Below are 18,222 nucleotides of genomic sequence, written 5' to 3'. Positions count from 1 at the left end.
ACAACCAATGAGGGCCGTTTCACAGACTGCCTCCGGCCTGTTTGATCTCTGTCGAGTGTGTGTCTTCGGCGGCAGCGTATTTACCCAGCGCCGCCTGGAACTTCGCAGCCATCGCCCGGCAGTAGGACGCACGCTCATCGAGCGTGTTCGTCAGTGCCGAGCCGGACTGGCGAATCAGTTCCGCGTTGCCGCCGCTGGCGTAGTCAAGACCGGGGCCTTCGGCGGTGGCGATCACACGCGCCCGGCTCAAGTCGTCTTGGAACTCATGTGCCAGGTCGTTCCATTCGCGGACGAGTTCGTGCAGGGTCTCCACGTCGTACTGGAACCCCGCACCGCCCGTACTCTCCCCGTACGAACCCGCCCGTGGCGTGATCCGGTGCGCTGGTGCCCGCCGTGTCCCCGGGTCGTAAACCGGTGGCTCAGACATGAGTCGTCATCAGCTCTCCCCTAGCTTGCAGTGTGCTCCGCCCCGGGCACTCTGCGTATCCGACGGCGAAAACCCTACCAGGGTTCCCGCCGCCGGAAAGGGAACTCCTAGGGCGTCGGGGAGCAGGATGTGTGGCCCAGGATCACCTTGCCGCTGATGCCTGATTCCGGCAGGAAGTCGATGCGGAGCATGGTCAGTCCGATGCTTCCGTCGCCCGGGAGGTTCTGAATGTTGAACACCGCGTTCGCCAGGACCGTTCCGTTCGACTTCTTGATCGGGGACACGTAGCCGACCGGAACGGGGCTCGGCGGGTTCGGCACACCCGACAGGCCGCCGAACGTCCAGTTCGCGTTCGTCTGCGTCTGGGTCGCCGTGCAGGTCACCGTGAACGTCGACAGCTTGACGCGCGGCCCGCCGGCGCTCACCAGTGCCGACAGCTCGAAGTTCTTGCCCGTCGCCGTCGAGGTGGTCGTGGTGGCGTCCGTGTTCGTGCAGGATGACGTGCCGCCGCCGAAGGTGATGCCTGTCTTCGAGACCGGTTGGGCCGTTGCGCTCGTGGGGCCGCTGAGCGAACAGTGACCCTGCGTAGGCACCTTGATCGTCGAGCTGGCCTTCGTGAACTCGGCCGAGCCGATGTTCGCCACGCCCGGTTGCGGGGCGGCCTGTGCCGGCCCGGCCACGGCGAGTCCGGCCACCAGCAGCGTTCCGGCCAGCCCGGCCCGCCTCGCGATGGTGCTGCGCATTTCGCTCTCCTCCTTGCCTGCCGGGAGAGGGTTCTCCCACGCCGTGAATATCCGCCTGCCGGAGACGTCCGTTGCCGCGAAAACCGCAGATCACTCCTTCGAGGATCACGAACCACCCGGTAGTTAATCCCTTCGGTATCCGGATCCGGCGCTATAGGTTCACGCGCATGCCGACCTACCGTGTCCTCGTCCGCGGCAAGTTCGACCGGCCCACCCAGGTCACCCGCGAAAAGCTCCTGGCCGCGGCGACCCCGGACGACCTCGCCGGCCAGCTCTTCAGCGAAGACGGCACGCTCACCTACAGTCACCACCTCGGCGGCTTCAGCTTCCGCGTCGCCGTCGACGTCGCGCCGGGTGACGACGCCACGCAGCGGGCCCACGACCAGGCCGAGCTCATGGCCATGGAACTGCTGGAGCGCGAGGGCTACCCGTACCGCGACCTCACCGTCAGCTCGACCTGCATGGACGACATCCGCGTCAAGCGCCGCTGAGGGTGTCATGTTCATCACCGTTTCCGCTGGACAGCGGGTAAACGACGGCGACGGGTAGCCACTACGCTCAAGGGGCAACCCGACCGGTGCACGAGTAGAGCGGAGCCGACGTGTCTGTGCCTTCCCCAGCCCCCGGGGCGGGATCCCTCCCCGCTGCGCCGGGTGGCGCCCTCGAGGACCTGCGCGCGTCGGTCGGCCTGCAGATCGCCGACGAAGCCCTGCTGCGCGCGATCGCCGGTGGGCTGGCCGAGGTCGAGAAGCTGCTTCGCGAGGTCGTCCGCAGCGACGTCCAGGCCGTCAACGACGCCGCGTTGCACCTGGTCGAGGCGGGGGCAAACGCTTCCGTCCGCTGTTCACGTTGCTGGCCGCGCAGTTCGGCCCCAAGCAGGACGACCACGTCGTGATCGCCGCCGCCGCGGTCGAGCTCGTGCACCTCGCCACGCTCTACCACGACGACGTCATGGACGAGGCCGACATGCGGCGCGGCGCCGAGAGCGTCAACGCCCGCTGGGACAACACCATCGCCATCCTCACCGGCGACTTCCTCTTCGCGCACGCCTCGCGCCTGGTCGCCGACCTCGGCACGGACGCCGCGCGGATCATCGCCGAGACCTTCGGCGAGCTGGTCACCGGCCAGATGCGCGAAACCGTCGGCCCCGGCCCGGGTGACGACGCCGTCGCGCACTACCTCACCGTGATCGCGCAGAAGACCGGCTCGCTGATCGCCACGTCCGGCCGGTTCGGCGGGATGATGTCCGGCGCCGCCGAGGAGCACATCGAGGCGCTGCGCCGGTTCGGCGACATCATCGGCACCGCGTTCCAGATCTCCGACGACATCATCGACATCGCCTCGCCGTCCGACGAGCTCGGCAAGGCGCAGGGCACCGACCTGCGCGAAGGCGTCCGGACGCTGCCCATGCTGTACGCGCTCGCCGACCCCGGGACCGACCCCCGGCTGGTCGAGCTGCTGTCCGGCCCGATCGCCGACGACGCCCTCGTCCAGGAGGCGCTCGAGCTGCTGCGCGCGAGTACCGGACTCGAACGCGCACGCGTCACCCTTTCCGACTACGCTCAGCGCGCGCGAGCCGAGCTCACCGCGCTCCCCGCGTCACCCGCCCGGGACGCGTGCGAGTCGGTCGCCGACTACCTGGTCGCGCGCACGCACTAAACAGGGGCAGGGATAGATGTCCATATTCGGACAGGTTTGGCTGTGGAGCCTCGCCGCGTTCTTCGTCGGGGTTCTCCTCACCTGGCTGGTGCTCGTGCTGCCGCTCCGCAAGAGCGTCCGCAAACTGGAGAGCGCGCTGGCGCAGGCCCACGCCGACGCCGCGCGCACGCCCGCGAACGCCGCCGGGCTGGCCGCGCCGGGGACCGAGGTCTTCGCGCGCCCGGAGCCGCGGCCCGAGCCCGAGTCGTCCCGCCAGGAGACGTCCTACCCGGGCACGCTGGTCGCCGCGCCGCCGATCCACCGCGACGGCGTCCACGACGACATCGACCAGGACTTCGCCGAGCTGGATTCCCAGGTGCCGTCACGGATGCCGCCGGCGCCCGAGACCGAGCCCGTCTACCGGCCGGAGCCGGAGCCGGAGCCGGAGTCCACGGACGACAACCCGTACCGGGCCGCGGCCACGCAGTTCCTGACCCCGGTGGGCGAAGCCGAGCCGGAGGACGCCTTCCGCGCCGGCCCGGCGGAGTACCTGGACCCGGACGAGGAAGCCGAGCCCGAGGTGCCGGCGTTCTCGCGCCTGGAACAGAAGGCCGAACCGGACACCGGCGGTTCGCTGTTCCAGCCCCCGGCCGAGGCCCACGCGCCCGCGCCGGACTGGTTCGACCACGAGCCGCCGGCCGAGCGGTCGGCGTTCGAGGAGCCGGTCGAGCGCACGCGCTACATCGGCGAACACCCCGGCTCGGTGCGGAACGAAGAGCCCGAAGAGGTCGAGGCACCGGCCTACGCGTTCGGCGGTGACGACGCCGGGGCCAACGGCGAGCTGGACGTGCCGCCGGAGACCCCGGCCGAGGCGACGCAGGTACTGCCGAAGCGGCAGCCGCGCGAGGGCGTGCGGGGCGGATTCGAGGCCCCGCAGCCGATCCAGCCGTCGATGCGCACGGTCGAGCGCCGCGAGCCCGACCTGTCCGGCGCGCACAGCGGCTCGCTGTTCGAGCCGTCGGTGCAGCCGAACAAGGCGGCCGCCGCGGTTTCGGCCCCCGAGCCGCCGCCCGCGCGTCAGGTGGCGGGCGACTCGGTCCCGCCCGGCCCGTTCGGCCCCGGTTCGGCGATGCCGCGCCCGGGTGGCGGGGCGCCCAGTGACGGCTTCGCGGTGAAGGCGAGCGTCACGGCTTTGCGGTACTGCACGGAGGAATCGGCGCAGTTCCCGAAGATGGTGGCCGAGGTCTGGTTCCGCACCGCGGAGGACGCCGAGCGCGTCGGGTTCCGGCCGCTCACCTGAGTTCCACCGGTCAACCGGCCTGGAACAGGACCAGCGCGGCGCCGCCGGGATCGGTGACCACCACCAGGGAGCCGAACGGCAGATCGGTGCGCTCGCGCACCAGGGTTCCGCCCAGCTCCACCGCCTTCGCGGCCGCGACGTCCACATCGGACACCGGTGCGTAGGGGAGCCACTGCGGCGCGCGGTTGTCGTCCGGGGCCAGTTCCGTGAGGCCGCCCCAGGGCGTGCCGTCCGCCGTCAGCAGGGTTCCGGACGCCTGCCAGCCGAGCAGTTCCGCGAAGAACCGCCTGCTGCCGTCCACATCGGACGTCCGGACGTCGAAGAACACGAAAGGTGATTCAGGTCGCATGTACTAGAACTTAGGACATCTGTCCCAACTCTGGCAACCCCAAAAGAGAAGGCCGCCATGCACCGGGCATGGCGGCCTTCGAGGAGCGAAAAACTACGCGACCGTCCAGGTGTCCTTGCCGCGCAGGAGGCCCTGCAGGTCGGGCTGGCGGGCTTCGCGGGCCTGCTCGACCTGGGCGCGGGCGCCGTCGTCGTACGTCGGGCGCTCGACCTGGCGGAGGATGCCCGTCGGGACGTGGTTGAGGTTCTGGTCGCCGAGCCGCGACAGCGCGAACGCGTACGACGTGTCGGTGATCGACGGGTCGTGCACCACCACGTTGTCCTCGCCGATGTCCGCGACCTTGGCGACGTCCAGGCCGCCCCAGTCACCGCGCTTGACGCCGAACTCCTGGTTCGGGCCGAAGCGGATCGGCTCGCCGGCGCGCAGCGGGATCAGCCGGGCGGCGGCCTCGTCGGCGTCCTTGAGGACGTCGAACGCGCCGTCGTTGAAGATCGGGCAGTTCTGGTAGATCTCCACCAGCGCCGACCCGCGGTGCTCCGCCGCGGCCTGCAGGACCTCGGTGAGGCCCTTGCGGTCGGAGTCCATGGCCCGGCCCACGAACGACGCCTCCGCGCCGATCGCCAGCGACAGCGGGTTGAACGGCGTGTCCACCGAACCCATCGGTGTCGACTTCGTGACCATGCCCTGCCCGGACGTCGGCGAGTACTGGCCCTTGGTCAGCCCGTAGATCCGGTTGTTGAACAGCAGGATCTTGATGTTCACGTTGCGCCGCAGCGCGTGGATCAGGTGGTTGCCACCGATGGACAGCGCGTCGCCGTCCCCGGTGACGACCCACACCGACAGGTCCGGCCGCGTGGTGGCCAGCCCGGTCGCGATCGACGGCGCGCGGCCGTGGATCGAGTGCATGCCGTAGGTGTTCAGGTAGTACGGGAAGCGCGACGAGCAGCCGATGCCCGAGACGAACACGATGTTCTCGCGCTTGAGGCCGAGCGTCGGCAGGAACGACTGGACCGAGTTCAGCACGACGTAGTCGCCGCACCCGGGGCACCAGCGGACCTCCTGGTCCGACTTGTAGTCCTTGGCCTTCTGCGGCTCGTCGGTGGTGGGCACGAGGTCCAGGCCACCGAGAGTGGGGAGCCCGATATCGATTGCGGTCACTTCGCCGCCTCCGTAGCAATGCCGGTGATGATCTCCGAGAACAGGTTCTGCAGCTCTTCCGCCTTGAACGCCATCCCGGCGACCTTGGTGTGCGAGTGGACGTCCACCAGGTACTTCGCCCGCAGCAGCAGGGACAGCTGGCCGAGGTTCATCTCCGGCACCACGACCTTGTCGTAGCTGCGCAGCACGTCGCCGAGGTTGGCCGGCAGCGGGTTGAGGTGCCGCAGGTGCGCCTGCGCGATCGGCATGCCGAGCTTGCGCACGCGGCGGCAGGCCGCACCGATCGGGCCGAACGACGAGCCCCAGCCGAGCGCGAGCACCCGGGCCCTGCCGCCGCTCGGGTCGTCGACGACGAGGTCGGGGACGTCGATGCCGTCGATCTTGGCCTGCCGCAGCCGGACCATCTTGTCGTGGTTGGCCGGGTCGTAGGAGATGTGGCCGGTCCGGTCGGCCTTCTCCAGCCCGCCGATGCGGTGCTGCAGGCCGGGCGTGCCCGGGATCGCCCAGGCGCGGGCGAGGGTCTCGGGGTCGCGGACGTACGGCCAGAACTCGCCGGAGTCGTTGTCGGAATTGGGCTCCGACGCGAACTCGACCCGCAGGTCCGGCAGCGTCCCGACGTCCGGGATCAGCCACGGCTCGGAGCCGTTGGCGATCGCGCCGTCCGACAGCAGCAGCACCGGCGTGCGGTACTTCAGCGCGATCCGGGTCGCCTCGAGCGCGGCGTCGAAGCAGTCCGCCGGCGACAGCGGCGCGACGATCGGCACCGGCGACTCGCCGTTGCGGCCGAACATCGCCTGCAGCAGGTCGGCCTGCTCGGTCTTGGTCGGCAGCCCGGTCGACGGGCCACCGCGCTGGACGTCGATGACGACCAGCGGCAGTTCCATCATCACGCCGAGGCCGATGGTCTCGGACTTCAGCGCGACACCCGGCCCGGACGTCGAGGTGACGCCGAGCGCGCCGCCGTAGGACGCGCCGAGCGCGGCGCCGATGCCGGCGATCTCGTCTTCGGCCTGGAAGGTGATGATGCCGAAGTTCTTGTGCTTGGACAGCTCGTGGAGGATGTCCGACGCCGGGGTGATCGGGTACGTGCCGAGCAGGATCTGCAGCCCGGACTGCTGGCCGGCGGCCACGATGCCGTAGGCGAGCGCGGTGTTGCCGGTGATCTGCCGGTAGGTGCCCTGCGCGAGCTTCGCCGGCGCGACCTCGAACGTCGTCGCGAACGACTCGGTGGTCTCGCCGTAGTTCCAGCCCGCGCGGAAGGCGAGGATGTTGGCCTCGGCGATCTCCGGCTTCTTCGCGAACTTCTCGCGCAGGAACCGCTCGGTGCCCTCGGTGGGCCGGTGGTACATCCACGACAGCAGGCCGAGCGCGAACATGTTCTTGCAGCGCTCGGCGTCCTTCTTGCCGAGGCCGGTGTCGGCGAGCGCGCCCTGGGTCAGCGTCGACATGGCGACCCGGTGGACCTGGTAGGCCTCGAGCGTGTCGTCTTCGAGGGGGTCGGTCGCGTAGCCGACCTTCGTCAGGTTCCGCTTGATGAAGTCGTCGGTGTTGAGGATGATCGTCCCGCCGTGCGGGACGTCGCCGAGGTTCGCCTTGAGCGCGGCGGGGTTCATCGCCACCAGCACGTCCGGCCGGTCGCCGGGGGTGAGGATGTCGTAGTCGGCGAAGTGCACCTGGAACGACGAGACGCCGGGGATCGTGCCCTGTGGTGCGCGGATCTCGGCGGGGAAGTTCGGCATCGTCGACAGGTCGTTGCCGAACGCGGCGGCCTCGGACGTGAAGCGGTCACCGGTCAGCTGCATGCCGTCACCCGAGTCGCCCGCGAACCGGATGACCACCCGGTCCAGCTTGCTGACCTCGGTCGGCCTGGTCGCGGCGAGCGAGCCGTGACCAGCGCCGTTGCCGTTCGCACTCGTGCTCATGGGTCAGGGATTCCCTCTCTCCCGACGTTGCGGCCTTCGGTTCGCCTGCCCGGTGCCGTGACAGGCGGATCACCAGGCCCTACCACGAGGTTAGCTCGCGGCTGACGTCCATGTTCCCGCGCGTCCCGGCTCGCGGACGACCTCAGTGCTGCGCTACCGGACCCCTGCGGAGTCCCCCGTGCTGGTCGGGCAAATACGTGTTACCGATGGTAACGGTTAACGCGCGGCCCCTGTTGTGATGCGCGTCTCCCCGTGGTGACGTCCACCTGCTGGGATCAGGAACGCGAGCGGATCCGCGCCCGCATCGCCTCGAGCCGTTCGGCGAACGCCGGCGACGCCAGGGACGCCAGCTGCGGCTCGATCTCGACGTCGACGGCGTCGGCGTGCGCGGCCAGCGACGCGGTCGTGCGGAGGCTGCGCTTGGTGGCCAGCAGCGCTTCGCGCGGCGCGGCGACCGCGGGCGCCGCCAGCTCGCGGGCCGCGGCCAGCAGGTCGTCGTGGTCGCCGTCGACCACCCGCAGGGCCAGCCCGGCGCGTACGGCCGCTTCGGCGTCCAGGGGCTGCCCGAACAACGTCATGGCGGCGGCTTGCTGCGGCCCGGCCAGCCGCTGCGTCATCCACGTCATGCCGCCGCCCGGGTGCAGCCCGAGCTCGAGGAAGCGGGCGACGAACTTCGCCCGCGGCCCGGCCAGCCGGACGTCGGCGGCGAGGGCGAGGTTCAGCCCGGCGCCGACGGCCGCGCCGCCGACCGCCGCGATGGTCGGGAGCGCGCACCGGGCCACGGCGAGGAAGCCTTCGTAGATGGCCCGCAGACCGCGTTCGTCGGCCTGACCCAGCGCGGTCAGGTCGGCGCCGGCGCAGAACGCCGGCGGCGTACCGGTGACGACGACGGCGTGCACGGACTCGTCCCGCTCCGCCGCATCGACGGCGGCCGCGAGCTGCGCGGACCGGTCGAGGGTGAGCGCGTTGCGGCTGCCGGGCGCGTCGACGGTCAGCAGCGCGATGCCGCCGGAGTGCTCGCTGACGATGCTGTCGGTCATCGGTTCAGGGTATTAGTGGAGTCATGGGGGAACTGCTCGGAGTGCTGGTCAAGGGAACCATCGTGCTGCTCGGGAACCTGCTGACGATGATCGACATGGCCGAGCTGTTCGGCGGCCGGCGCCGCAAGGCCCGGCAGGCGGCCCTGGCCCGCGGCGAGCGGGTGGCGTTCCCGTGCGTGCTGCGCGACGAACAACTGACGGACGGCCGCGAGCGGCGCGGACGGCTGGTCGTGGGCGACGGGCCGGTGCGGTGGGTGGCGCCGGGGGAGGACCCGGCGGTGTTCGACCCGGGCGAGCTGACGATGCAGGCGGTCGACCAGCAGTCGGTGACGTTCCACGCGGCGGGTGGGCGGACCGAGCTGCGGCTGCACCCGGACGAGGCCCCCGCGGTCCTGAAGGCACTGGGCGGCTGAAGGGGCTGGGCGGCTGAAGGCGCCGGAACTGTCGGTCCCCGCGGATACGCTGGAAGACGGGGGCCAGAGGCCCGCCCACGTCACTCTTCCGGCGTCGGCGGCCGTTCCAGCAGGCGGGACAGCACGACCGTCGACACCGTCCGGTCCACGATCTCGAGCCCGCGCAACCGCTCCAACGCCGTCTCCAGGTGGTGGATGTCCGCGGCCCGCAGGTGGACGATGGCGTCCGCCGCGCCCGAGACCGTGTACGCCGCCACCACCTCCGGCAGCGGCTCCAGCCGCGCGCGGATCCGGGCCGGGGTGATGTTGCCCTGGCACGTGACCTCGACGAACGCCTCCGTGCCCCAACCCAGCGCCTCCGGGTCGACCACCGCCGTGAAGCCGCGGAGGATGCCCGTTTCGAGGAGGCGGTCGACCCGCCGCTTCACCGCCGGCGCGGACAGGCCGACGACCTTCCCGATCTCCGCGTAGCTGGAGCGCGCGTTCGCCACGAGACACGAAACGATTCGCTGGTCGATGGTGTTCACACGCAACATCTAGCACAGATATGCGCAGCGAACAGCGATTGATTGCGATATTAGGCGCCCCTTACCCTGCAATCATGCAGGGATCATCACCGATGCGCGTACCGACCACTCGCCGATACCTGATGTGCCCGCCGCGCTTCTTCGCGGTGGACTACGTGATCAACCCCTGGATGGACCCGACCCAGCCGGTCAGCGCCGACGTCGCCGTCGCGCAGTGGACCGAGCTGCGCGACACCTACCGCCGCCTCGGCCACACCGTCGAGGAGATCGACCCCCAGCCCGGCCTGCCCGACATGGTCTTCGCCGCCAACTCCGGCACCGTCGTCGACGGCCGCGTGCTCGGCTCGCGGTTCCGCGCCCCGCAGCGCGCCGCCGAGGCCGAGCACTTCCGCCGCTGGTTCGTCGAGCACGGCTACCGCGACATCACCATGCCGGAGAAGGTCAACGAAGCCGAGGGCGACTTCGCCTGGACCGGCGCCCTGCTGCTCGCCGGCACCGGCTTCCGCACCGACCCGGCCGCGCACGCCGAGGCCCAGGAGGTCCTCGGCGTCCCGGTCGTCTCGCTGCACCTGGTCGACCCGCGCTACTACCACCTCGACACGGCGCTCTTCGTGCTCGCCGAGGCGACCGACACCCAGCGCGCGCAGATCGTCTACTACCCCGAGGCGTTCTCGGCGGGCTCGCGCCGCGTGCTGGAGCGGCTCTTCCCGGACGCCGTGCTCGCCACGAAGGAAGACGCCGAGTGCTTCGGCCTCAACGGCGTGTCCGACGGCCGGAACGTCGTCCTGCCCGTCGAGGCGACCCGGCTGGGTGCGCTGCTCGAGGCGCGCGGGTACGAGCCGGTCTACGTCGACATCTCCGAGCTGCGGAAGGCCGGCGGCGGCCCGAAGTGCTGCACGCTGGAAATCCGGAAGGGCTGAATTCCGCCGAAACCTGTAACTCACCCGTTTGCCACCGCGATTGACCGGGCGACAACCCGACTACTCGCGGTGGCAGGCGGTGGGAGTGGTGACGGTGATCCTCGCCGTGCACGGGATAGGCCGCCCGGCTCGCCAGCTCGAGCCCGGCGAGGACGAGCACTGGCTGACGCTCGAGCAGTTCGAGCGCGTGCTCGAGGTCGCCGGCGAGCGCGAAGACGTCCACCTGACCTTCGACGACGGCAACGAGTCCGACGTCGAGCTCGCGCTGCCGCGGCTCGTCGAGCGCGGGCTGACGGCGGAGTTCTTCCCGCTCGCCGGCCGCCTCGGGCAGCGCGGCTACCTCGATCGCGACGGCCTGCGCGAGCTCGCGCGGGCCGGGATGGAGATCGGCTCGCACGGCTGGGAGCCCCGCGACTGGCGGCGGCTCGACGACCGCCACGCCCGCCGGGAGCTGACCGACGCGCCGAAGCTGCTCGGCGACCTGTGCGGCCGGCCGGTGCGGCGGTACTCGCTGCCGTTCGGCGCCTACGACCGGCGCGTGCTCGCGCGGCTGCGGCAGGCCGGCGCCACCCGCGTCTACACGAGCGACGGCGGCGCGGCCCGCCGGGACGGCTGGCTGCAGGCGCGCACCGAGCTCCGGCACGACGTCGACGAGGTCTGGCTCGACAGCGTCCTGACGGCGTCGCCGGGGGTGTACCGCCGAGCGGGAAGCTGGGCGAGGCGGTTGTTCCGCCGCGGCGACCGTTGAGCAGCCTTTTCGTCAAATCCGCGGCGATGATGGGAAATTCCCCGACCGGGAGGTCTTGAACGCGCTCCCGCGCGGGTGCATCCTGGTGCCCCGCCGCCGTAAGGAAAGTTTCCTAACTAAAGGGAGCACCAGGAATGCGGAAGCTGATCCTGCTCGCGACACTGGCGCTGACCGCGGCCGTGATGCCTTCGGCCCTCGCGTCGGCGTCACCGGCACCGGCCACCGTCGAAGCCGGCCCGACCGCGGCGCAACTGCTGTCCAAGACCACCGGCTGCAAGCAGATTTCGAACGGCAAGTACAAGACCGACGAAGACGCCTCGGGCAAGACGGTCGCCGTCTGCGACGCCAACGGCGCGGTGTTCTGGAAAGCCGACATGGACATCGACTGCGACGGCCAGCGCACCACGCAGTGCAACGAGAACACCGACTGCTGCTTCCAGGACGACACGGCGTTCCACCAGTCCGACGGCAAGCCGCTCAACGCCGCCAAGCTGCCCTACATCGTGGTGCCCAGCTCCAGCAGCATCTGGAAGTACACGTCGTCCGGCCTGAAGGGCGGCGGCTCCTGCGCGGTCGTCTACAACGGCAAGGTCGAGTACGCGGTCATCGGCGACACCGGGCCGTCGCAGATCATCGGTGAGGCCTCCTACGCGACGGCGAAGGACCTCGGCATCAACCCGGACCCCTCCAACGGCGGCACCGACTCCGGGGTGACGTACATCTGCTTCAAGAACTCGACGGTCTCGCCGATCGAGAACCACGGCAACGCGGTGAGCAAGGGGCAAAGCCTCGCCAGCACCTTCGTGAACAACAACTGATCCGCGCGGTCCGGGGCCGATCCGTTCAAGACCGGATCGGCCCCGGACTGCTGTGCTGGGGTCATGAGCCGAGAACTGCTGAAGCTGGCCAACATCGGCCCGGCGATGGTCCGCGACCTCGCCCGGCTCGGGATCACCGAGCCGGCGCACCTGGCCGGGCGCGACCCCGTCGAGCTGTACGAACGCCTCTGCGCGACCGACGGGCACCGGCACGACCCGTGCGTGCTCGACACCTTCATGTCGGCGGTCGACCAGGCCGATGGGGCGCCGCCCCGGCCGTGGTGGACCTACACCGCGGAACGGAAACGCCTGCTGGCGACCCGCTGACCGGAACCGCGTGAACCGCGTTGCCCGGCCACGCTTTTCGAGACGCGATTCTTACCGGAAAACCGTTGCGCCTCACGGCCGTCTCACGCTTTCCCCCGTTCGCCGTCCCGGCGGTAACGATCCAGGGGTGGCCGCCGACCAACGAGAGGGTCGCGCGGAAAGCGGAGGTTTGGCGTGAAGATCAGCGTCTTCGGGCTCGGTTACGTGGGCTGTGTCTCCGCCGCGTGCCTGGCGGGGCAAGGACACCGGGTGGTCGGCGTGGACGTCAACCCGGTCAAGATCGAGCTGATCACCCAGGGCAACGCCCCGGTGGTCGAGGAGCGGATCGGCGAACTGACCGCCGAAGTCGTCGCGAGCGGGGCACTGAGAGCCACGACCGACGTCGCGGAAGCCGTCGCCGACAGTGAGATTTCGCTGATCTGCGTCGGCACGCCGTCGGCGCCGAACGGCAGTCTCTCCACCGTCTACCTCGAGCGCGTCGCCGAGGAAATCGGCGAGGCGCTCGCGAAGAAGAGCGAGCGGCACACCGTCGTCTTCCGCAGCACGATGCTGCCCGGCACCTGCCTCGACCTGCTGGTTCCCATCCTGGAGAAGGCGTCGGGCCGGACCGCGGGCGTCGACTTCGGCGTCGCGGTGAACCCGGAGTTCCTGCGCGAGGGCAGCAGCGTCCGCGACTTCTTCGACCCGCCGAAGACCGTGATCGGCGAGATCGACACGGCCAGCGGTGACGCCGTCGCGGCGCTCTACGAAGGCCTGCCCGGCGCCGTCTTCCGCGTGCCGATCCCGGTCGCGGAGATGACGAAGTACGCCGACAACTCCTTCCACGGCCTGAAGATCGGCTTCGCGAACGAGCTCGGCTCGATCTGCCGCGCGCTCGGCCTCGACTCGCACCAGGTGATCGACGTCTTCCTCGCCGACACCAAGCTCAACATCAGCCCGGCCTACCTCAAGCCCGGGTTCGCGTTCGGCGGCTCGTGCCTGCCGAAGGACCTGCGCGGGCTGGTCTACGCCGCGCACCGCGCCGACGTCAACGTGCCGATCCTGTCGCACGTGCTCGCGTCCAACGACGAGCACCTGCAGCGGGCGTTCGACCTGGTCGCGCGCACCGGCAAGCGCAAGGTCGGGCTGTTCGGGCTGTCGTTCAAGCCGGGCACCGACGACCTGCGTGAGTCCCCGCTGGTCGAGCTGGCCGAGAAGCTGCTCGGCAAGGGCTACGACCTGAAGATCTACGACGCGAACGTCAGCCTTTCGCGGCTGATGGGCGCGAACCGCGAGTACATCGAGGGCCGGCTGCCGCACCTCGGCCAGTTGCTGGCCGGGTCCGTCGAAGAAGTCATGGACCACGCCGACGTCGTCGTCGTCGGCTGCAAGGACCCGGACGTGCTGGCGGCCCTGCCGCACGGCGGCGACCGCGTCCTCATCGACCTCGTCCGCCTGCCCGACGCCGCGACGCGTCGCCTTGAAGAGGGATACGCCGGCCTTGCCTGGTAAAGCGCTCATCCTCGTCGAAAACCTCTCCGTTCCCTTCGACCGGCGGGTCTGGCAGGAGTCCACGACCCTGCGCGACGCCGGGTGGGAAGTCCACGTGATCTGCCCGCAGGGCACGAAACGCGACACCGAGGCCGAGGCCGTCGTCGACGGCGTCCACATCCACCGGTACCCCCTGAAGGCGGCGACCGGCGGCCCCGCCGGCTACCTGCAGGAGTACGGCAGCGCGCTGTGGCACACCCTGCGGCTGGCCCGCAAGGTCGGGCCGGTCGACGTCGTGCACGCCTGCAACCCGCCGGACCTGCTCTACCTGGTCGCGAAGTACCTCAAGCGGCAGGGCGCGAAGTTCATCTTCGACCAGCACGACCTGTGCCCCGAGCTGTACCTGTCGCGCTTCGACCGCGGGCAGGACCTCCTCTACCGCGGGGTCTGCGCGCTCGAGCGCGCCACATACCGCGCCGCCGACGTCGTCATCTCGACGAACGAGAGCTACAAGCAGGTCGCCCGGATCCGTGGTGGCAAGAAGCCCGAGGACGTCTTCGTGGTGCGCAGCGCCCCGGTTGTCGAGCGGTTCCACGAGGTGCCGGCCGAGCCCGGGCTGAAGAAGGGCAAGCCCTACCTGCTCGCCTACCTCGGCGTGATGGGCCCGCAGGACGGCGTCGACTACGCCCTGCGCGCACTGGCGAAGCTGCGTGACGAGGTCGGGCGCACCGACTGGCACGCGGTGTTCGTCGGCTCCGGCGACGCCTTCGACGACATGGTCGCGCTCTCGGCGAAGCTCGGGCTGGCCAACCAGGTCGAGTTCACCGGCCGGATTTCCGACGAGGACCTCGTCCGCTACCTGTCCTCCGCCGACGTCTGCCTGTCGCCGGACCCGCTGAACCCGCTCAACGACGTCTCCACGATGAACAAGGTCATGGAGTACATGGCGATGAGCAAGCCGATCGTCTCGTTCGAGCTGCGCGAGGCGCGGGTTTCGGCGGGCGACGCGGCCGTCTACGCCCCGGCGAACGACGAGTCGGCGTTCGCGAAGCTCGTGGCCCAGCTGCTCGACGACCCGGAGGAGCGGGTCAGGATGGGCAAGCTCGGGCAGGCCAGGGTCGCCGGTGCGCTGTCGTGGGAGAACTCGGCCAAGAACCTGCTCGCCGCGTATGAGCACGCTGTGAAGTCCTGATCGCCGTTCGGTCAAGAAGTCACCGGACGTGTAACCAATGCTCCCGGTCCGACGACGGTTCGGGTAACCGGCCGATCCACTGAATCCGTTCGGCGTACCCGTCTCAGGAATGGAGATCCCGCCGTTGACTGACGACACGGTGCGCCTGGCCCTGATCGGGCAGGTTCTTCGACGACGATGGCGGCTGCTGGCCGCCCTCACCGTCCTGGGCGCGGCGGTGGGCGCCGCCGCGTCGGTGCTGTTCTCACCCGGGTACCAGACGACGTCGAGCGTGCTGCTCCAGGGACCACGGCAGGCGGACGAGCTGCTCACCCAGGTCGACGTCGCGACCAGCTCGGTCGTCCTCGACCGCGCGGCCGCCGTGCTGCCGTGGCGGCCGACCGGCGCCGAGCTGAAGAAGCAGGTCACCGCGTCGGTGGCGAACGGCAACGTCGTGTCCATCACCGCCTCGGCCGACACCGCCGAGCACGCCCAGCAGCTCGCCGACCAGGTTGCGCAGCAGTACGTGAAGTTCTCCGGGCAGCTGGCGAGCAACTCCGCGGACGCCTCGGTGCAGCTGGCCCAGGAGCAGCGCGAGTCCCTGCGCCAGCAGGTGCAGCTGACGACGCAGAAGATCAGTGACCTCGCCAAGACCGTCGGCGGCGACCTCACCGTCGAGAGCGTCCAGGTCCGCACGCAGCTCGAAGGCCTGCGGACGTCGCTGGAGCAGGCCATCAACGACCTCAACCAGGCCGACCTCGCGACCGGCATCGGCAACACCGTGGTGCTCGGTCCCTCGCAGCGCCCGACCGGTCCCGCCGCTCCGACGATGACGCAGCTCGTCGCCGGCGGCGCGCTGCTGTTCTTCCTCGCCGGGGTGCTCGGCCACCTGTTCGCCGCCCGCGCCGACCGGCGGCTGCGGGGCGAGCCCGAGATCGCGTCCGCGCTCGGCTCGCCGATCCTCGCGGGCGTCGACGTCACGACGCCGCAGGGCGACCGCGTCCCGGCGTCCGGTTTCGCCGGCAAGCTGCGACGGCTGCTCGGCAGCGACCGGCCGTGGGTGCAGCCGCCCGTCGCGACCTCGGCCGACGCGGTCAACCGCGACATCCGCTACCGCCGGGTGCTGGCCCGGCTGGCCACCGGCCCCACCGACGTCCTGGTGCTGGTCGCCGACGACGACGAGACGGGTGGCCTGGCCGCCGGGCAGCTCGCCGCGCTGGCCGACCGGCTGTCCGTGCCGCTGCGGATCTTCGAGTTCTCGGCCGGCCGGCCCACCGTGCCGGACGCCGGCCGCGACTCCGGGGTCCTGGTGGTGCTCAGCACCGGCACCCGCACCGCGTGGGAGCTCGTCCGGCTCGCCGAAGCCTGCGCCGACGCGGGCCAGGAAGTCGTCGGCGCCGTCCTCACCCATCCGGTCCGGCCGGCGGAGCCCGCGGCCGAACCCGCGGCGGAAGCCCCCGAGAAAGCCCTGGCAGGTTCGGCGTGACGACTGCATCGCAAACCCAGACCGCGCCGCTGCTCGACCTCCAGCGCCTCTTCGTCGCGATCCGCCGCCGCAAGCGCTTCTGGCTGGCGACCGCGCTGCTCGGGCTGATCGCGGGCGCGCTCGCCGCGGTCCTGCTGCCGGCGCCGCCGACCGCGGTCGCCAAGGTGATCGTGGTCCACCAGGACGACTCGCCGACCGACAGCGGCACGCTGATGCGCACCGACGTCGCGGTGCTGCAGACGACCCAGATCGCCGAAAACGCGTTGAAGAAACTGGGCAGCACCGAAGCACCCGAAGAGTTCATGAAGAACTACGCGGGTCTGGGTCTGACGAACAACGTCATGCAGATCACCGTCAAGGCCAAGAGCAATGAAGAGGCCGTGGCGCAGGCGAAGGCGCTGGCCGACACGTTCATCGCCGACCACGTGCAGCGCAGCCAGGCCGCCGCGGCCGCGCAGTCCAAGGCCATCCTCGACCAGCGCAAGAACGCCCAGGACGAGCTGACCAAGGTCGACCAGCAGATCGCCGACGAGACCGACAAGGGCCGCAACGCGAACGCCAGCACCCTCGAAGGGCTCTACGGTCGCCGCGCCGCGCTCGCGTCCCAGATCTCCGACTTCGACGCCCGCGCCCAGCAGGCCGGTATCGGCAGCCCGCAGGTCGCCGCGGGGACCCAGATCGTCGACTCGCCCCGCGTGCTGCCGAAGGCGTTCCTCAAGACCGCCGCGACCAATGCCGGTATCGGCTTCGCGCTGGGCCTGGCCCTCGGGCTCGCGCTCGTCGCCGTGGGCGCGGTGTCGCGCGACCGGCCGGTGCTGCGCCGCGAGATTTCCCACCACCTCGGCGCGTCCGTGATCGCCCAGCTGCCTTCGAAGCGCCGGGGCCCGGCTCGGCTGTGGCAGCGTTCCCGCGCCGTCTCCGAGCGCCGTCGCGTCGCCACGACGCTGGTCCGCGCGATCAAGAAGGACCGCCCCCAGGTGTCGCTGCTGGAGCTCGGCGCGCCGAAGGTCGCCGCCGCCCTCGCCCTCGACATCGCCGGGGAACTGGCCGCGGACGGCAAGGCGAGCGTCGTCGACGACCTGCCCGGCGAAGACGTCCGCAAGCTGGCGGCCGAGACGAGCAGCGACGTCGTCGTGCTCGGCGCCGGCGACCCGGACGCCGAGCCGGAGGAGCGCCGCGTCGGCGTCGGCACGGTGTCCCCGGGTACGGCGTGGACCGACCTGGAGCACCTCGGCGCGGAGACCGTGCTGGTCGTCAAGGCCGGGCACGCGAACACGCTGTGGCTGCACACGGTCGCGCGGCAGCTCGCCGACCAGCGGATCCCGATCATCGGCGTCGTGCTGGTCGACCCGGACCCGCGCGACAAGTCCGACGGCACGCTCTGGGACGGCCTGCACACGGCGCTGCGCGGCCGCGCCAAGCTGACGCCCCAGCCCGTCCCCGTCGAGCCCGAGGACCGCATCGACGAGCTGGTCGCCCGGGTCGCCGAGCGCGTCGCCGTGGCGGAGCCGCCGACGCGCCGCTTCAGCCCGGTCCCCGCGGCCCTCGCCCGGCCGGTGCCGCCCCGGCCGCCGCAGAAGTTCCCGGAACCCGGCACCGTGAGCGTCCCGGACCACCTGGACGCGCCGACGAAGAAGTTCGCCCCGGTCAAGCCGCCGAAGCGGCCGACGCCGTTCAAGCGCGACCACGGCGAGCCGGCGCACAAGGGCGAGCTGACCGCCGACCTCGAGCCCGAAAAGAGCGCGGAGGTCTCCTGACCCGCGCC

Annotated in this window: 18 protein-coding genes and 1 pseudogene; 12 read left to right on the top strand and 7 right to left on the bottom strand. The window is 70.8% G+C overall.

Going from position 1 to position 18,222, the window contains the following annotated elements; all coding sequences use genetic code 11:
• Positions 1-19: 19 nt before the first annotated feature.
• Both ACH54P_RS26630 and ACH54P_RS26625 read right to left on the bottom strand, forming a co-directional pair.
• The gene (locus ACH54P_RS26630) at positions 20-313 is read right to left on the bottom strand and encodes a hypothetical protein (protein ID WP_489906079.1); all 294 of its coding nucleotides are present in this window, start codon (positions 311-313) and stop codon (positions 20-22) included.
• Between the two features lie 221 nt (positions 314-534).
• Positions 535-1,170, bottom strand: coding sequence for a hypothetical protein (locus ACH54P_RS26625; protein ID WP_489906078.1), 636 nt, complete (start codon positions 1,168-1,170; stop codon positions 535-537).
• A 167-nt stretch (positions 1,171-1,337) separates the two neighbouring features.
• On the opposite strand from ACH54P_RS26625, the gene ACH54P_RS26620 reads away from it, so the two are divergent.
• The 3 genes and pseudogenes from ACH54P_RS26620 to ACH54P_RS26610 all read left to right on the top strand — a co-directional run bounded on the left by ACH54P_RS26620 (position 1,338) and on the right by ACH54P_RS26610 (position 4,108).
• Positions 1,338-1,661, top strand: coding sequence for a DUF6204 family protein (locus tag ACH54P_RS26620; RefSeq protein WP_489906077.1), 324 nt, complete (start codon positions 1,338-1,340; stop codon positions 1,659-1,661).
• Between the two features lie 116 nt (positions 1,662-1,777).
• A pseudogene (locus ACH54P_RS26615) lies at positions 1,778-2,829 on the top strand (polyprenyl synthetase family protein).
• Positions 2,830-2,845: 16 nt separating this feature from the next.
• Positions 2,846-4,108, top strand: a complete 1,263-nt coding sequence (locus ACH54P_RS26610; RefSeq protein WP_489906076.1) for a sunset domain-containing protein — start codon at positions 2,846-2,848, stop codon at positions 4,106-4,108.
• Positions 4,109-4,118: 10 nt separating this feature from the next.
• On the opposite strand, the gene ACH54P_RS26605 is transcribed toward ACH54P_RS26610, so the two are convergent.
• The 4 genes from ACH54P_RS26605 to ACH54P_RS26590 all read right to left on the bottom strand — a co-directional run bounded on the left by ACH54P_RS26605 (position 4,119) and on the right by ACH54P_RS26590 (position 8,577).
• Positions 4,119-4,457 carry a VOC family protein gene (locus ACH54P_RS26605; protein WP_489906075.1) on the bottom strand — a complete coding sequence of 113 codons (339 nt, stop codon included), beginning with the start codon at positions 4,455-4,457 and terminating at the stop codon, positions 4,119-4,121.
• A gap of 93 nt (positions 4,458-4,550) precedes the next feature.
• Positions 4,551-5,615 carry a 2-oxoacid:ferredoxin oxidoreductase subunit beta gene (locus tag ACH54P_RS26600; protein WP_489906074.1) on the bottom strand — a complete coding sequence of 355 codons (1,065 nt, stop codon included), beginning with the start codon at positions 5,613-5,615 and terminating at the stop codon, positions 4,551-4,553.
• Positions 5,612-7,537 (bottom strand): 2-oxoacid:acceptor oxidoreductase subunit alpha, encoded by a 1,926-nt coding sequence (locus ACH54P_RS26595; protein WP_489906073.1) that lies wholly within the window; start codon positions 7,535-7,537, stop codon positions 5,612-5,614. Before ACH54P_RS26595 ends, ACH54P_RS26600 begins: the two co-directional genes overlap by 4 nt.
• Positions 7,538-7,812: 275 nt before the next feature.
• Positions 7,813-8,577, bottom strand: a complete 765-nt coding sequence (locus tag ACH54P_RS26590) for an enoyl-CoA hydratase (protein ID WP_489906072.1) — start codon at positions 8,575-8,577, stop codon at positions 7,813-7,815.
• 23 nt (positions 8,578-8,600) lie between these two features.
• On the opposite strand from ACH54P_RS26590, the gene ACH54P_RS26585 reads away from it, so the two are divergent.
• Complete coding sequence (locus ACH54P_RS26585) at positions 8,601-8,990, top strand: hypothetical protein (RefSeq protein ID WP_489906071.1); 390 nt, start codon at positions 8,601-8,603, stop codon at positions 8,988-8,990.
• Positions 8,991-9,070: 80 nt separating this feature from the next.
• Here ACH54P_RS26585 and ACH54P_RS26580 read toward each other — a convergent pair whose 3' ends face one another.
• Positions 9,071-9,517 carry an Lrp/AsnC family transcriptional regulator gene (locus ACH54P_RS26580; RefSeq protein WP_026468878.1) on the bottom strand — a complete coding sequence of 149 codons (447 nt, stop codon included), beginning with the start codon at positions 9,515-9,517 and terminating at the stop codon, positions 9,071-9,073.
• 74 nt (positions 9,518-9,591) lie between these two features.
• Between ACH54P_RS26580 and ddaH the strand changes: the two genes are divergently transcribed.
• The 8 genes from ddaH to ACH54P_RS26540 all read left to right on the top strand — a co-directional run bounded on the left by ddaH (position 9,592) and on the right by ACH54P_RS26540 (position 18,214).
• Positions 9,592-10,437: a dimethylargininase gene (gene ddaH, locus ACH54P_RS26575; protein WP_489906070.1), complete on the top strand. Its 846-nt coding sequence runs from the start codon at positions 9,592-9,594 to the stop codon at positions 10,435-10,437.
• Positions 10,438-10,516: 79 nt separating this feature from the next.
• Positions 10,517-11,185: a polysaccharide deacetylase family protein gene (locus tag ACH54P_RS26570; RefSeq protein ID WP_489906069.1), complete on the top strand. Its 669-nt coding sequence runs from the start codon at positions 10,517-10,519 to the stop codon at positions 11,183-11,185.
• A gap of 134 nt (positions 11,186-11,319) precedes the next feature.
• Positions 11,320-12,003: a glycoside hydrolase family 75 protein gene (locus ACH54P_RS26565; RefSeq protein WP_489906068.1), complete on the top strand. Its 684-nt coding sequence runs from the start codon at positions 11,320-11,322 to the stop codon at positions 12,001-12,003.
• Positions 12,004-12,066: 63 nt separating this feature from the next.
• Positions 12,067-12,330, top strand: coding sequence for a helix-hairpin-helix domain-containing protein (locus ACH54P_RS26560; RefSeq protein WP_489906067.1), 264 nt, complete (start codon positions 12,067-12,069; stop codon positions 12,328-12,330).
• Positions 12,331-12,504: 174 nt separating this feature from the next.
• Positions 12,505-13,821 (top strand): nucleotide sugar dehydrogenase, encoded by a 1,317-nt coding sequence (locus ACH54P_RS26555; protein WP_489906066.1) that lies wholly within the window; start codon positions 12,505-12,507, stop codon positions 13,819-13,821.
• Positions 13,811-14,992: a glycosyltransferase family 4 protein gene (locus ACH54P_RS26550; RefSeq protein WP_489906065.1), complete on the top strand. Its 1,182-nt coding sequence runs from the start codon at positions 13,811-13,813 to the stop codon at positions 14,990-14,992. The genes ACH54P_RS26555 and ACH54P_RS26550 overlap by 11 nt, the downstream gene beginning before the upstream one ends.
• Before the next feature lie 109 nt (positions 14,993-15,101).
• Positions 15,102-16,457 (top strand): exopolysaccharide biosynthesis protein, encoded by a 1,356-nt coding sequence (locus ACH54P_RS26545; protein ID WP_489906064.1) that lies wholly within the window; start codon positions 15,102-15,104, stop codon positions 16,455-16,457.
• A complete protein-coding gene (locus ACH54P_RS26540; protein WP_489906063.1) occupies positions 16,454-18,214 on the top strand; it encodes a Wzz/FepE/Etk N-terminal domain-containing protein in 1,761 nt (586 codons plus the stop codon). The genes ACH54P_RS26545 and ACH54P_RS26540 overlap by 4 nt, the downstream gene beginning before the upstream one ends.
• Positions 18,215-18,222 lie beyond the last annotated feature (8 nt).

The organism is Amycolatopsis sp. N2S4-7 (genome assembly GCF_058119595.1).
The sequence above is the reverse complement of the archived record's forward strand: the minus strand, read 5'-3'. Positions and strand labels throughout refer to the sequence as shown.

What these genes read in the sequence shown, in the direction of transcription:
- ACH54P_RS26560 (WP_489906067.1), top strand. Translation starts at nt 12,067, where the DNA reads ATGAGCCGAGAACTGCTGAAGCTGGCCAACATCGGCCCGGCGATGGTC.
- ACH54P_RS26620 (WP_489906077.1), top strand. Translation starts at nt 1,338, where the DNA reads ATGCCGACCTACCGTGTCCTCGTCCGCGGCAAGTTCGACCGGCCCACC.
- ACH54P_RS26590 (WP_489906072.1), bottom strand. Translation starts at nt 8,577, where the DNA reads ATGACCGACAGCATCGTCAGCGAGCACTCCGGCGGCATCGCGCTGCTG.
- ACH54P_RS26605 (WP_489906075.1), bottom strand. Translation starts at nt 4,457, where the DNA reads ATGCGACCTGAATCACCTTTCGTGTTCTTCGACGTCCGGACGTCCGAT.
- ACH54P_RS26565 (WP_489906068.1), top strand. Translation starts at nt 11,320, where the DNA reads ATGCGGAAGCTGATCCTGCTCGCGACACTGGCGCTGACCGCGGCCGTG.
- ACH54P_RS26610 (WP_489906076.1), top strand. Translation starts at nt 2,846, where the DNA reads ATGTCCATATTCGGACAGGTTTGGCTGTGGAGCCTCGCCGCGTTCTTC.
- ACH54P_RS26625 (WP_489906078.1), bottom strand. Translation starts at nt 1,170, where the DNA reads ATGCGCAGCACCATCGCGAGGCGGGCCGGGCTGGCCGGAACGCTGCTG.
- ACH54P_RS26595 (WP_489906073.1), bottom strand. Translation starts at nt 7,537, where the DNA reads ATGAGCACGAGTGCGAACGGCAACGGCGCTGGTCACGGCTCGCTCGCC.
- ACH54P_RS26585 (WP_489906071.1), top strand. Translation starts at nt 8,601, where the DNA reads ATGGGGGAACTGCTCGGAGTGCTGGTCAAGGGAACCATCGTGCTGCTC.
- ACH54P_RS26545 (WP_489906064.1), top strand. Translation starts at nt 15,102, where the DNA reads ATGGAGATCCCGCCGTTGACTGACGACACGGTGCGCCTGGCCCTGATC.
- ddaH (WP_489906070.1), top strand. Translation starts at nt 9,592, where the DNA reads ATGCAGGGATCATCACCGATGCGCGTACCGACCACTCGCCGATACCTG.